This window comes from Candidatus Bathyarchaeota archaeon, from assembly GCA_026014685.1.
Taxonomy (GTDB): domain Archaea; phylum Thermoproteota; class Bathyarchaeia; order Bathyarchaeales; family Bathycorpusculaceae; genus Bathycorpusculum.
Genome location: JAOZHW010000011.1, coordinates 116,379 through 130,279 on the forward strand (window position 1 = coordinate 116,379; position 13,901 = coordinate 130,279).

At 49.4% G+C, this 13,901-nt stretch carries 15 protein-coding genes and 1 tRNA gene; 10 read left to right on the forward strand and 6 right to left on the reverse strand.

Going from position 1 to position 13,901, the window contains the following annotated elements; all coding sequences use genetic code 11:
- The first annotated feature begins 61 nt into the window (after nucleotides 1-61).
- The 10 genes from NWE96_09320 to NWE96_09365 all read left to right on the forward strand — a co-directional run bounded on the left by NWE96_09320 (nucleotide 62) and on the right by NWE96_09365 (nucleotide 9,668).
- Nucleotides 62-784: an ABC transporter ATP-binding protein gene (locus tag NWE96_09320; GenBank protein MCW3984180.1), complete on the forward strand. Its 723-nt coding sequence runs from the start codon at nucleotides 62-64 to the stop codon at nucleotides 782-784.
- A 2-nt stretch (nucleotides 785-786) separates the two neighbouring features.
- Nucleotides 787-1,491: an ABC transporter ATP-binding protein gene (locus tag NWE96_09325; GenBank protein MCW3984181.1), complete on the forward strand. Its 705-nt coding sequence runs from the start codon at nucleotides 787-789 to the stop codon at nucleotides 1,489-1,491.
- An 18-nt stretch (nucleotides 1,492-1,509) separates the two neighbouring features.
- Nucleotides 1,510-2,826 (forward strand): phenylacetate--CoA ligase, encoded by a 1,317-nt coding sequence (locus tag NWE96_09330; GenBank protein ID MCW3984182.1) that lies wholly within the window; start codon nucleotides 1,510-1,512, stop codon nucleotides 2,824-2,826.
- Between the two features lie 9 nt (nucleotides 2,827-2,835).
- Complete coding sequence (locus NWE96_09335) at nucleotides 2,836-5,028, forward strand: thiamine pyrophosphate-dependent enzyme (GenBank protein ID MCW3984183.1); 2,193 nt, start codon at nucleotides 2,836-2,838, stop codon at nucleotides 5,026-5,028.
- Complete coding sequence (locus tag NWE96_09340; GenBank protein ID MCW3984184.1) at nucleotides 5,025-5,612, forward strand: indolepyruvate oxidoreductase subunit beta; 588 nt, start codon at nucleotides 5,025-5,027, stop codon at nucleotides 5,610-5,612. The genes NWE96_09335 and NWE96_09340 overlap by 4 nt, the downstream gene beginning before the upstream one ends.
- A gap of 56 nt (nucleotides 5,613-5,668) precedes the next feature.
- Nucleotides 5,669-7,048, forward strand: a complete 1,380-nt coding sequence (locus NWE96_09345) for an ABC transporter substrate-binding protein (protein ID MCW3984185.1) — start codon at nucleotides 5,669-5,671, stop codon at nucleotides 7,046-7,048.
- A 103-nt stretch (nucleotides 7,049-7,151) separates the two neighbouring features.
- Nucleotides 7,152-8,030 (forward strand): branched-chain amino acid ABC transporter permease, encoded by an 879-nt coding sequence (locus tag NWE96_09350; GenBank protein ID MCW3984186.1) that lies wholly within the window; start codon nucleotides 7,152-7,154, stop codon nucleotides 8,028-8,030.
- Between the two features lie 2 nt (nucleotides 8,031-8,032).
- Nucleotides 8,033-9,127, forward strand: coding sequence for a branched-chain amino acid ABC transporter permease (locus tag NWE96_09355; protein MCW3984187.1), 1,095 nt, complete (start codon nucleotides 8,033-8,035; stop codon nucleotides 9,125-9,127).
- Nucleotides 9,124-9,486, forward strand: coding sequence for a hotdog fold thioesterase (locus NWE96_09360; protein ID MCW3984188.1), 363 nt, complete (start codon nucleotides 9,124-9,126; stop codon nucleotides 9,484-9,486). Before NWE96_09355 ends, NWE96_09360 begins: the two co-directional genes overlap by 4 nt.
- 109 nt (nucleotides 9,487-9,595) lie before the next feature.
- Nucleotides 9,596-9,668, forward strand: a tRNA-Cys gene (locus NWE96_09365).
- Between the two features lie 42 nt (nucleotides 9,669-9,710).
- Here NWE96_09365 and NWE96_09370 read toward each other — a convergent pair.
- Genes NWE96_09370 through NWE96_09395 form a run of 6 tightly spaced genes read right to left on the reverse strand, consistent with a single transcriptional unit; the run spans nucleotide 9,711 to nucleotide 13,745 of the window.
- Nucleotides 9,711-9,896 carry a hypothetical protein gene (locus NWE96_09370; GenBank protein MCW3984189.1) on the reverse strand — a complete coding sequence of 62 codons (186 nt, stop codon included), beginning with the start codon at nucleotides 9,894-9,896 and terminating at the stop codon, nucleotides 9,711-9,713.
- Nucleotides 9,877-10,962, reverse strand: a complete 1,086-nt coding sequence (locus NWE96_09375) for a tyrosine-type recombinase/integrase (GenBank protein MCW3984190.1) — start codon at nucleotides 10,960-10,962, stop codon at nucleotides 9,877-9,879. Before NWE96_09375 ends, NWE96_09370 begins: the two co-directional genes overlap by 20 nt.
- Nucleotides 10,963-10,978: 16 nt before the next feature.
- Nucleotides 10,979-12,769 carry a hypothetical protein gene (locus tag NWE96_09380; GenBank protein ID MCW3984191.1) on the reverse strand — a complete coding sequence of 597 codons (1,791 nt, stop codon included), beginning with the start codon at nucleotides 12,767-12,769 and terminating at the stop codon, nucleotides 10,979-10,981.
- Nucleotides 12,770-12,781: 12 nt separating this feature from the next.
- Entirely contained in the window at nucleotides 12,782-13,105 is a 324-nt protein-coding gene (locus tag NWE96_09385; GenBank protein ID MCW3984192.1) for a hypothetical protein, read from the reverse strand.
- A gap of 20 nt (nucleotides 13,106-13,125) precedes the next feature.
- Nucleotides 13,126-13,497, reverse strand: a complete 372-nt coding sequence (locus NWE96_09390; protein ID MCW3984193.1) for a hypothetical protein — start codon at nucleotides 13,495-13,497, stop codon at nucleotides 13,126-13,128.
- Nucleotides 13,497-13,745: a hypothetical protein gene (locus tag NWE96_09395; protein ID MCW3984194.1), complete on the reverse strand. Its 249-nt coding sequence runs from the start codon at nucleotides 13,743-13,745 to the stop codon at nucleotides 13,497-13,499. The genes NWE96_09390 and NWE96_09395 overlap by 1 nt, the downstream gene beginning before the upstream one ends.
- Nucleotides 13,746-13,901: the final 156 nt, after the last annotated feature.

Consider the following 13,901-nt stretch of genomic DNA (forward strand, 5'->3'; position numbering starts at 1 on the left):
TTTGCACTTGAATAATTCCTTGCTAACTGGGAGATTGGAAGGTTTGTTAAAGTGTATCGGGGTGTCCAAGCGGTTCGGGGGACTCCAAGCATTAAAAAACGTTGATTTCACGGTTAACGACGGCGAAATAGCAGGGCTGGTTGGCCCTAACGGTTCAGGTAAATCTACATTGCTAAACCTCATAAGCGGAGTCTACAAACCTGACTCAGGGCAAATCCTGCTTCAAGATGAAGAAATCTCAAAACTGCCCCCACACGTAATTTGCTCGAAAGGAATTACCAAAACCGCTCAAACGGTGCAGTCTTTCCCAGAGATGACCGCGACAGAAAACGTGTTAACAAGCGTGCTGTTTAACAGGAAAAAAGACGACAAAACCGACGGCGCCACAAGAGCACACGAGCTTTTGACGTTTGTTGGGTTAGATAAAGAAAAGTTTGATGTTAAAGCAAAAAACCTAAACGTCGTGGAACTTCGCCGCATCCAACTTGCGAAGGCTTTGGCGACTAATCCCAAGCTACTCTTGCTCGATGAGTTGCTTACGGGTTTGACCCCGAAAGAATCCGACGAAGCCATCGAATTAATCAAGCAGATAAACAAGCAAGGCGTAACCGTGCTAATCGTAGAGCACGTTATGCGAGTCATCATGGGCTTATGTAACCGCGTCATCGTTTTGCATCACGGCGAAAAAATCTGCGAAGGCAGCCCCAAAACCGTATGCACCGACGACAACGTTGTGAAGGTATATCTGGGGAAGCGGTTTACTTTCGGCGAGGAGGAAGCCTAAGTATGCTGGAAGTCGAGAACGTTTCGGCAGCGTATGGTATGGTGCAGATTCTTCGCGATGTCTCCTTCAAGATAGAAAAAGGGGAAATTGTCAGCATCATCGGCCCAAACGGCGCAGGCAAAACCACGCTGGTAAAAACCATCATGGGTTTCCTTAAACCCCAAACAGGCACCATCAAATTCAAGGGCGAAAACATCGAAAAATTAGCCACCAACGACATAGTCAAGAGGGGGTTAACTATGATTCCTGAGGGCAGAGAAATCTTTCCCCGCATGACCGTTGAAGAAAACTTGATGGTGGGCGCCTACACCATCGCAGACAAAGAGAAGATTAAGGCTACAAAAGAGAAGGTCTACAAAATTTTTCCCGTGCTAAAGAAGAAAGAAAAAGCACTGGCACAGACGCTTAGCGGCGGGGAACAGCAGATGCTGGTTATCTGCCGCAGCCTCATGTCAAACCCAGAACTGCTGATTTTGGATGAACCCTCACTGGGGCTGGCCCCCATCATAGTGGAAAAAGTGCTCGACACAGTTCGTGCAATCAACGAGGAAGGCGTCACGGTGCTTTTGGTAGAGCAGAACATCCATGACAGCTTAAACGTTGCCAACCGAGGATACGTACTCGAAGAAGGCAAGATTGTCTTGGAAGGAAAGAGTAGGGAACTTTTATCTAATAGTCACATAAAAGAAGTGTACTTAGGTCTCTAAAGCAGAGAGGGCAAAAACGTGGATGGCAAGTACTGGAACCAAAAAATCGAAACCATGCCAAGACAACAAATCAAAGAATACCAACTGCAAAAACTCAAAGAGCAAGTCAAATACTGCTATGAAAACAGCAGCTTTTACCACAAAAAATTCGACGCCGTCGGATTAAAACCTCAAGACATACAAACCCTTGAAGACCTACCTAAAGTGCCCTTCACGGTTAAAACAGACTTACGCGACAACTACCCTTTTGGAATGGTCGCCGTTAAACCAGACGAAATCGTAGAAATTCATGCCTCAAGCGGAACCACAGGCAACCCCATTGTGGGCGCCTACACCCGAAACGACATGGATGTCTGGTCGGAACTCATGGGCCGCTCCATCTACACAGCAGGCGGCAGACCCCAAGACGTCATCCACATCGCATACGGCTACGGCTTGTTCACGGGCGGCTTAGGCTTCCACTACGGCGCCCAGAAGCTTGGTGCAAAAATCATACCCGCAAGCGGCGGCATGACCCAACGCCAGATTAAACTTATGAAGGACTTAGGCGCCACCATCCTTGCTTGCACGCCTAGCTTCGCGGTTTACCTCGCCGAAACCATGGCACAAGAAGGCGTAGACCCCAGAAAAGACCTCAAACTCAAAAGAGGCATGTTCGGCGCGGAACCTTGGTCAACAAAAATCCGTGAGCGAATCGAGCAGCAAATGGGTATCGAAGCGTTTGACGTTTACGGATTAACCGAACTCTGCGGTCCAGGCGTCTCCATCGAATGTGAGCAGCATAACGGTTTGCACATTTGGGAAGACCACTTCATCGTGGAAACCATCGACCCTGACACGGGCGAGGTTTTGGCGGACGGAGAAGAAGGCGAACTGGTTTTCACAACCCTCACTAAAACAGGGTTGCCCATGCTTCGCTACAGAACCCGCGACATATCTAGAATAACCACTGAACAATGCAAGTGCGGTCGTACCCACTCACGCATGCTCCGTGTGCAAGGACGCAGCGACGACATGCTCATCATACGCGGAGTTAACGTGTTTCCCTCACAAATCGAGTACGCAGTCATGTGCTTCTCTGAACTTGCCACTCAATACTTAATCGTGGTTGATAGGCCAGGCGCACTCGACACCTTCGTCGTTAAAGTTGAATTGTGCGAAAAAGCCCACTGCAACCCACAACTAGACAGAAACGCCTTGAAAAACGAAATTCAAAAACGCATCCACATCGTCACAGGCATAACCGCAGACGTAGAAATCGTCAAACCTGGCGAAATCCCAAGAACCGAGGGCAAAGCGAAAAGAGTACTTGACTTACGCAAGGGTAAGATGTAAGGATTAACGATGACTTCCAAGATTGCAGCAGATAAGCCAGGCACCTTCGCCTTGCTTAACGGAGATGAGGCAGTTGCACGTGGGGCACTAGAAGCCACTGTTAAAGTTGCCGCCGCCTATCCGGGGACGCCTTCTACAGAAATTTTGGAAGCCATAGCAGAAGTTGCTAAACAATTCGGTGTCTATGCAGAGTGGAGCATTAACGAGATTGTCGCCGCCGAAGTTGCGGTTGGCGCTTCCATGACGGGTGTCCGTGCAATTGTCTGCATGAAGCATGTGGGGTTAAACGTTGCCGCTGATGCCGTTATGACTTTGGCTTATACGGGTGTGGAAGGCGGCTTGGTGATTGTTGTCTGCGACGACCCTGCTTTGCATAGCAGCCAAAACGAACAGGACACCCGCTACTTCGCAGTTCACTCCAAGCTGCCGCTGCTGGATGCTGGAAGCCCTCAAGAAGCCCTCGACATGGCACGCTACGCCTACGAGCTTAGCGAAAAACTTCACCTCCCGATAATCCTCAGATTAACCACACGTGTTGCCCATGGCAAAGCTAGGGTGAAGTTAGGTGCCTTTGAGCAGATTAATCGACGCCCAAATTTTGACAAAAACGGCTCTAAATGGGTCATGGTGCCCTCAAACGCCATACGCCAACATCGCGTCTTGGAGAAAAGACTGGCTGAAGCGAAGCACGATGCAGAAACCTCACAATTCAACATCTTCGAGGACAACAATAGCGAAATCGGCATCGTAGGTAGCGGCGTCGGATACTACTATGCCCGCTCAGTTTTAGACACCAAAAAGTTTTCGTGGCTAAAACTCGGCTTTGTACATCCTTTCCCAGCCGACATGGTTAAGGCGTTTGCGTCAAAAGTCAAAAAACTAATCGTCATCGAAGAACTCCGACCCTACATAGAAGAAAACATTCAACGCCTCAAACTCGACGTAGTAGGCAAAGCTGAGTTGGGGCTTGAGGAAATCGGCGAATTTACACCTGACAAAATCCGCGAAGCTTTCGCTAAACTGGGCTTAACAGACAAACCAGAAATCCCTCAGCAACTCGATTTGCCGCCTCGCCCCCCCGCATTGTGCCCCGGGTGCCCTCACCGCGCCTTTTACTATGCACTCAACATGCTTAACCAATCCGTGCAGTGTGACAGCGACAAATGCGTCGGCTGCGACATCTGCGAATACGTCTGCTCTTTTGAGAAAGAAGGCATCTTTAACCCACTAAAATCCCGCATACGCTCCGTACGAATCAAACTCATCAACAACACAGCGATAACCTGCAAAGCCTGCATAAACGCACCCTGCGTTGCAGCGTGCCCCGAAGGAGCCATCGTTCAGTCAAAACAAACAGGCACAGTCACCGTGGATTGGGAAAAATGCAAAGGCTGCGACTGGTGCATAGAATCCTGCCAATACGGCGCACTCACATTGCACCCAGTTACACATAAACCCTTAATCTGTGACACCTGTGGAGGCGACCCCAAATGCATCCCACTCTGCCCCGAGAGCGCGCTCAGCCTCAAGGGACGTTCTGATGACAAAATCGTCACAGGAGACATTGGCTGCTACACGTTGGGTGTTTTGCCTCCAGTGAAAGCGATTCATTCCTGCCTCTGCATGGGTGGGGGTATCTCACAAGCTGCAGGCATGTACCACGCTGGCGTAAAAGACAAAGTTTTCTCAGTTATCGGGGACTCAACGTTTTTCCACGGGGGAATGCCAGGACTACTAAACATTGCCTACAATAAAGCCAACGTCTGCGTCATCGTCATGGATAACAGCGTGGTTGCTATGACTGGACATCAGCCGACGCCGGGGTCAGGCAAAACCGTCATGGGTACAAACACAAAAATCATCCAAATCGCCGAAATCGCCAAAGCTGTCGGCATAGAAAAAGTCGTAACCGTAGATCCATACGACTTAGAAGCCACCATAACTGCGCTTAGAGACATAACAAACTACGACGGCCCCTCAGTCCTCATATCTAAACGTCCCTGCCCACTACTAAGCGAAAAAGGACCCAAACGCCAAGTCAAAGACACCTGCAACGCATGCGGAGTCTGCACCAAAGCCTTCGGATGCCCAGCCATCACCCAAACAGGTCAACACGCCGAAATCGACGCCACTCTCTGCAATGGTTGTGGAGTCTGCGAAACAGTGTGCCCCTTTGACGCCATCGGGAGGAAAGAAAAGTGAAGCTAGACGTAGTTTTTAGCGGTGTAGGCGGACAAGGCGTAGTAGTTTTAAGCGACATCTACTGTGAAGCAGCGATGCTGGAGGGCTTCGACGTGGCTAAAGCAGAGATTCATGGCATGGCTCAAAGAGGCGGCTCCATAGTTGCTTATGCACGCATCGGCGACAAAGTAGAAGCGCCACTGATAGAAACAGGCAAAGCAGACGCAATTGTTGGCTTCGAAATCCTAGAAACCGCCCGAGCATTACCGATGCTAAAAAAGCAAGGCACCGTCATCGTTAACATGAAACTCATTCAACCCAGCTGCATGCCATCAGGAGTTAAACCCAAAACCAAAGACCAACTTATCTCGCTGCTCAAAGCAAAAGCGCTGGTGCACGAAGTGGATGGCATGGGCATAGCTGAGAAACTTGGCAACATGCTTGTGGTCAACACAGTGCTTCTCGGGGCACTTTCAGCGTTGCCCGAGACCCCACTCAAGGTTGAGTCGTTCCAGCAGGCAATAGCGGGCAGACTTAAAGAGAAATACATCAATGTGAACCTAAAAGCGTTCCAGCTGGGTAGAGAAAGTGTGTTAAAGAGTTAATTTTATTAACCAAACACTGAGATATAGCAAAGATACCATTAAAAGAGGATGTTAATTTGCAAAAGAAAATGTTAATTGCATTAGTAGTCGTTGTAATCATCATCGTCTCAGCAGTAGCAGCAATACAATTGATGCCCAAACCCGTATCACCCGACGCAAGAAACATCAAAATCGGCTTAGTCGCCCCCGTCTCAGGTTCCCCCATCGGACAAGACATGGAACGCGCCGCAAGAATGGCAGTTGACGAAATCAACAACGCAGGCGGCGTCTACGTCTCAGAATGGAACACCAAAGTCAACATCACCATAGTAGTCGCTGACACCATTAACGACGCCCCAGGCAACGCCGTAACACCCGTCACCCGCGCCGTCGAAACCGACGGAGTAGACCTCTTAATCGGCGGATACGGCAGCGCAGGCACACTCGCCAACGAAATCGTCGCCATCGAAAACAAAGTCCCATACATCATTGCAGGTGCATCAAACGAACTCGTAACCCGCCGCGGACCCCAAGGCAACTACGGCGGTTTCGGACCATCAGGAACCTACAGTATAAGCGACGCCGAAGGAATGAGCTACATATTCCACTACTGCACCACCACCTATGACTACAGCAAAACCGTCGTCCAATTCTTCGCCCACGAAATGAAACCGCTCGTAGCAGAAAACAGAGACTTCAGATTAGCCCTACTTTACCGAAACGACGCCTTCGGAACAGGCGTAGCACAGGCAACAAAATTCTGGATAGAAAACCTCAGCTTACCCATCACTCTTGTAGCTGACAGAAGCTACGAAACCACCACAACCAACTACCAAACCGACCTAACAGCAGTTAAATCAACAAACCCAGACGCAGTCTTCGTAGTAGACAACCCCGACAAAACCCCGCTCATAATCAAACAGGGTTGGAACGACGTCGGGTTAAAGACAGTCTACATCGCGGTGGAAAACAACCAAGACCCTGCATTCTACACACTTCTAGGACAAACAGGCAACGGACAGCTACTTGAATCAAAACTTGACCCCTTCATGAGCCCCTCATACTTACCTGCGGTGCAAACGTATTCGGAGAAATTCCGACAACTCTACGGTGTTTATCCAGGCATGATGGGCGCAGACACCTACGACGCATTCTACATCGCCAAAGACGCAATAGAACGCGCAGGAACAGTAGATAAAGCAGCAGTAAGAGACGCCATAGAAAACACCGACCTCCCACAGATGCTGGTCATGACGGAATCAGGCAGAATACGCTTCAGCACAGGCATAAACTACCACGAAATCAGCCCAGTAACTTTCGTCGAACAACTCTACTGGGATACCACAAGCAACACACTAAAGTCACGCATCGTTTGGTCACCGTTCTCACCTGGCGGAATCACCCTAAAACAAGCAGACTTTGTATTGCCCACTGGCTACCAACCTGGAAGCCCATAAAAAATTTTTTTAAAACCTCCTTTTCTTTTGTTTCTCGCATGTTTTAAATAGTTTACATGCTAAAGTATGTCAACCGCTGCAAAGGGAGAGAGGATAACACTACATGGAAATTACGGCACCAGCAGTCATCTTAACCTTAGTTTGGGGCGTTGCAATCGGCTGCGTCTACATCCTTCTGGCAACAGGGCTGAACCTCATTTTCGGTGTCATGAAACTCGTCAACTTCGCCCATGGACAACTCCTCATGATAAGTGCCTTTCTAACATGGACCATATCGGTTGCCTCAGGAATGAACGCATACCTCGCCATCATCATTTCCATGATAGTGGTCGCCCTCTTAGGCGTCGGCGTGGAACGGCTAACTTTCCGCAGAGTGCTTGGAACAGACAAACTCAACGAGATATTCGTTAGCCTCGGGTTAATCTACATCTTTGAAAACGCCGCCATGCTCATCTGGGGACCCCACTCCAAACAGATCGTCAGCCCCTTTAGCGGCATGAGCTTCGCTCTCCCTGGAATCTCCCTATCTTACGATCGCGTAGTCGCCGTCCTTGTAGTAGTCGCTACACTTGCAGCGTTTGGCTTGCTCATAAAGAAAACAAAAATCGGTTTAGCCATGCGCGCCACCAGCCAACGAAACACCACCGCCATGCTCATGGGCATAAACGTGGAAAAAATCTACATGATAACCTTCGCCATCGGCGCTGCACTAGCAGCAGTGGCAGGCGGGCTTTACGGAATAATTTTCTCATTCGATTACCAAGTGGGAGCGATGCCCACCATCATCGCTTTCGCCATCATAATCATGGGCGGGTTAGGCAGCATCAAAGGCGCCATAGTCGGCGGGTTACTCTATGGCATTGCTGAGCAGTTGGCTACGCTGTTTTTAGGCGGCATATGGGGAAGCGCCGTAGCATTTGCCCTGCTCATAGTGGTGCTTGTGATTAGACCCAACGGAATATTCGGTGAAAAAGGAGAATAAAAATGACGCTAAAACAACAACTCACCAAACTCGTCCGTTCCAAAAGCTTCCTCTTCCTCATCGCCGTCTTCGCCATACTTGCGCTCCTACCTGTTTTAATCAGCGACAACTTTTTCCTCACAATCCTCACCCTAATCACCATATTCTCCATCTACGCAACCAGTTGGAATTTCTTGGCAAACTCAGGTCAAGGTTCACTTGGGCACGCGCTGTTTTTAGGCATCGGCGGCTTTGCCTCAGCGCTCATAGGCAGCTCGATAGCAACAGCCACAGCCAACTTCTTGGGTTCAACACAGTTAACCGTCGGCGCCCTCTCAGTCGCCATCCAAATCTTATCGCTACTCTTAGGCGGCTTACTCTCCGCAGGAATCGGCTTGCTAATCGGATTAGCCTGCGTTAGACTAAAAGCATGGTACCTTGCCATGGTGACATTCGGCTTCTCAGTCATCGCAGCTACACTCTCAAGCCAATTTGACGCCATAACTCAGGGTATAAACGGTTTCCCGACCACAACGCTGGTTACCAGAGGATTACCCTTCTACATACTGGCACTCACATTCGCTGTAGTCTCCATCTCCACAATGTATCTGATAACAAAATCACGAATCGGCATGGCATTCAAAGCCATCCACGGCAACGAACCAGAAGCAAAAATGATAGGCATCAACACCGCAAAATACAAACTCACCGCATTCGTAATCAGCACCTTCTTTGCAGGCATCTCGGGAGGCTTATACGCCTACTTCATCAGACTTATTGACAACTCGGTATTCTCGCCGCTAAACTCGTTTACGCCGCTTATAATGACGGTCATCGGAGGATTAGGCACAGTTGTAGGCCCAATCATAGGCGCCGTCTTTTTGGTTTCAATCCAGCAACTCTTAGCCTTACCAAGCGTAGTGGATTCGCTGCGAGTCTCTCTGGGTCCGTTCTTCCCAGAAGTCAGCAACGTCGGCGCACCCCTGAGCTTCCTAATCATCGGCATTATCCTACTTGTCATCGTCATCTTTGCACCCAAAGGGTTAGAACCGCAACTACGTAAACTCTACGGCTACGTTGCCAAAATGCTACAGGACAAAGAGGCAAAACCATCATGAAGGGCACAGATCACTTCGCAAAAGCCTTAGGTATAAATGAGCATGAAGTCAAAGACGGCTACGCCAAAGTATCCATGCAAATCCAGAAAAACCACACCAACTCCTTAGGATTCACACACGGCGGAGTCATCTTCTCATTGGCGGACTACGCGTTCGCTTTGGCATGCAACTACGGCGACAACGTGGCAGTTGCCGTGGAGGTGGATATCAAGTTTCTGCGCCCCACAGTCGAGGGAGACTGCTTGATTGCTGAAGCGACCCGCATTTCAGATGGCAAAACCACGGGGCTCTACCATGTTGCTGTGCGAAAAGACGATAAGTTGGTTGCTTTTTTTTCAGGTTTAGCATTCAAAAAGTAAAATAAATACATACTCTTTCCCCTTTAGTGGGGCGAAAGGGGTTCTCTATGGGGCATAGTTTGTTTTTGCGAACAATATATTTATGTGGGACTTTTCATAGTGTTGCGGTGCTGGGGTGGCCGAATGGCTTAGGCGGTAGCCTGCAGAGCTGCTCTATATGGGTTCAATTCCCATCCCCAGCTCTTTTGATGCAGTCCCCAGCTTCTGGCGACAAACCCATATACTCATTTTCGTTTTCTGAAAAGCCTAAGACCATCCATTTCAGTGACGTATTCGTAGCCTGCTTCGATGAGTTCTTTGGCTTCTTTGACGGTTTCAGCTGTCTTGCAGATAAAATCGTCGTCTTGAAAGGTTACGAGCTGTGTGTAGATGAGCGTATTCTTGATGTTCTTATGTCCAAGTAGGCGCATTACGTGAAGGATATCTTTGGTTTTGTGGTACTCCATGGTGGCTTTCCAGTGGCGGAAGGTATGGAATGTTATTTGGTTGATTCTGGGGTTTGAGTTTTTTGGCTGCTCTTTTTCGTTGCCGCACGAATGAGCTTCGGTAGCCGCGTAGGTCGTAGGTTCCAAAGATTTTGTCTGATTTTTTTGGGAGCACTGATAGCATGGTTAAGAGTTTTCCTGATATTTTGAACATTCTGGCGTGGCTGCGTTTTTCTGGTGTGATACGGATGGTTGAGTTTACGTAGTCTATGTCAGTCCACTTGAGTTTCCAGGCTTCTCCTACTCGGATTGCCGTTTCCTTTAGTGTTTGAAGCAGTGCTGCAGTTTTTTCCGCGCAACTAGCGATGAGTTGATCAATTTCTTGTTCTGTGGGTATGAAGGGTATCTTTTCGATTCTGGTGTATCGCGGGGGATCCCATTTGCCGCCGACCATTTTTAGGAAGTTGCTGTAGGCTTCGGTGACGTATTCTTTTCTGCCTTCGCTCCAGGTTTGTTTTGTTAAGACTTCTTTTACGGTTTCTGGGTCGAAGAGGCTAGCGCCAAGTTTTACTAGTCTTTTCATTACTTTTACTCGGCCTTCGATGGTTTCTTTTGCGTATCCTTGTTTCAGCAGCCAGAACTCGTATTCGACGATTTTGCCGTTAGTTGTCGCTGCTTCATTTCTACGCAGAACTTCTGTTGTTTGAGGTTCTGCTGCCAAGTTTTTCGTCTCCGTGACGCATATTTGGCGAGTAGATATTATGCTCGCTTTGCTTTTTAATGACTGCGTTTCAACTGTTTCAACGGCTATAGCTGCCTCTTTGGCTCTTTTTGTGTCGTTTGGATCTGAGAAGCGCATTCCGCATTCTCTGCAGGACCAGCGTTGAATTTCAAAGCCGCTTGGCGTGTAGCGTTTTGCATCTCGCCAAACCTTTTTAGAGTGGCATCGTGGGCATAGGGGGCTGGAGCCGACATCCCTTTTTTGGGATGACTTACTCTCTGTTTCGGCTTTTTCGCCAAATATGCCGTTTTCTGGTGTAAGTCCAGCCATTCCCTCCCACCCGCGTCTACTCTTGGTTATTCAGCTTTTCAGAAAGCTTCAGTCCGCATGGCCCGCACAGGAAGCCCCACGATTCGTCAAAGAGTGTCACCTGCCAGTCGGGTCTGCCCTTGGCGCCACAGCACACGCAGGTTTCAACCCCAAAGTCCATCGTCAACCTGTAAACCGACTTAGCTTTAGCCGCCAGCTCCTCGAAGCTGAAGTTTGCAAACGAGTTAACAAGTGAAACGACTTTCTGCTGTGTCTCTGCCTCTTTTTCGGTTTTCTCACTTCCCAAATCAGGCGCCTTTTCCGAAATGGGGCATGTTTCTGAGACTGCATTTTCCGCTTTTGACCCGTCGGCACTTGCAGTTGTTGGGTAACTCGTTAACTTGTTTGCAAGGCTGCAGCCGTACTTTTTGGCTATGCGCCCAAGCTTTTCTGCGTCGAATTCGTAGATTCTGCCCGGACCCTTCTGCCCCCTTGTGTTGGTTTTTCTGCCGCTGAGCACTTCACGCAGCCTGTAGCCGACCTTCTGTTTGGTGACTTCGCCGAATTCGGCTGTATCCATCTTGTTGGGCTTCTTGTCGTCCAGTTTACCCTCCAAATCCTTAACCAACGCATCCCATACGTCGGCAAAGGCAAGCGGCTGATTGGGCGCGTACAGTTCGCAGATGACTTTGACGATGTGGCCTTCCAGCGTGTTGGTTTTCTCGTTCAGCCGTTCCTTCCGCAGCAACTCAAGATGAGTCCGCAAATCCGCCTCAACGGTTAAGCCTGAGACGATTTGGAGGATGGGTTTCCAGAGCTCTTTTAGGCGCCCCTTGACGGCTAGGTCGATTTCGGGAATCTTCCACTCCATGCTGGCTAAACGCCATTTCAGCAGCATATCCCGCAGCTGTCGGAGGCGTTTCTCGTCTTCCTCGTTAAAGTCCGCCCAATCCCTACGTGGATAACCCTCCACCATAGGAATGAAGATGAAGCGCTCCAGCAAGCCTTTGACATGAGGGATTTCTTCGGCGGCGCATGCTTTGAAACAGAAAACACGGAAGTACTTGATGAACCTCTTGTTCTGTGTAATCATGGTTCTTGGGACGACGGCGCCTCGTTTGTAGCCTGCCTTGTAAATCTTTGATTTCTCCATATCCCGCTGCAGCCCCTGCGCCTCATCCTCCAATATGGTACCAGGCGCCTCGGAATCATCCAAGTAGCCGTACGTATCCGCTGAGGGGATGGTGACGCCAAGCATGGGGCGGTAGCACAGCCAGTTAAGCAGGTTCAACGCAACAGTTTTTCCGCTTTCGTTATCGCCCACAAAGTACACGTAGGGCACCGTGCGCAATTTCTCCTGCTGATAGCTCAGCAAGACACAGGCTGCAAGGTAGTCTTTCCAAATAGACTCCACATCTAAGAATAGGTCAAATTCGTCCCGTACCTTCCAGAACAGCTCCTCGCGGCTGGGCACTGCACCTTCGTAGAAGCCGTAGGGTTCGTAGGGGTACTCGTTTGGGTACTCTTTAGGCAGGAACGTTTCGTCTTCCACGGTAACCTCATCACAAACCCTAAACGAGTCCTTGTGTGCTACAAGAAACGCAGGCTTCTCCTTGTGGTAGATAGCTTCAAAGCAGCCTTGCTCAGCAACGCCGCAGGTCTTGTGCAGTTTAGGCTTCTCTTTGTCTTTGGGGTAGAAGTCGTCACATGCAGGGTCATTAATTCGTATGACGCCTTTGCGTATGTCGTCTTGGTAGGTGCAGGGGCTATCTTTGACTTTCCAGTATGCGCAGTCGCCGCATTTTTTGCCTTTGCCCCGCTGAACCATAAGAATGCTCCTTTAGACGAAGAATTCCAGTCGAGTGGTGCCTGAACCGTCAGTGTATTTCTCCCTGAGCGGCAAACCCTTTTTTATGATGTCTTTGAGTATGGCGTCTTTGGATGCTTTGTGCTGTTTGCTTAGTTTTTCGAGTATGGCGTCCTGCTGCTGTGCTGTGAGGTCTTTCCAGGCGACGAGGAAGACGCGTTCGGCTGTTTGGATGCCTTCCAGCGTTGCCGTTTGGGGAAGCATGCTCTGCACTGGAACCGCGCCATCGGGGAAGATGTCGCCCCATGCCTGCTTGCCTTCACCGTTAAGATAAACCCAAGTTCGATATCTCCTCAAAAAATGCTGCCTCCTGCGCGTTAGGTTGCTGTTTTGGGTTTGAGTTTTTGGCGGTAAATCTTGTCCTCTGCATAGAGCCAGTAGCTGTACTGGTAGGTTTCGCCGTGGTATCGGTCTTTTATTGTGGCGTTGCTGTTGCGCAGGATGTTATAGGCGCTTTGCCACTTGTCTTGGAGGTTGTTTTGTTTGTAGGCTACTTCGAAATCGCCCAGTTTAGCGCCCTGCTGCGGCTCGAACCTTAGTGTGGAGAAGGTGACTTCTTGGACTGCAGCTACTTGGTTATTCTCTTTTACTTCAGGCGGCGCCAGAGAATCAATGAATTCATTGGCGGCGTCAGCAATCATCAAAGCGGCGTCGCGGAGCTTGACTAGAAACTCTACCTGTTTATCCATCACTGCGTCGCCTCTTCACTGTTGGCTTTCGGCTTCTCTTTGCGCTTTACCAGTTCCCATGGAATGTGCGTTACCAGTCCGCAGCCGACATAGCGGTAAAAATACTCGGGGTCGATGATGCGGTAGTGGTCTGCTTTCATGTATCGGGGTTTATGCATTTTGACGTAGCATGCGCAGTCTTCGCCAAGACAGGAAGCGTCTTCCTGCTGCGGATAGGCAGCGGCTAGCGGACAAATTTTGTGGCTCATATAGTTGGCGCCTCTTTTAGGGGTTGAAGAATTTGTCGTCTGGGATGTTGCCGCTTATTTCCGTGAACTGCTGTTTTGCGCAGAAGTCTTTGATGTCTACGAGTTTTTGGTCGCCTGGGTTTTCGAACTGTTTTTTGAAGCCGCAGTTGCCGATCC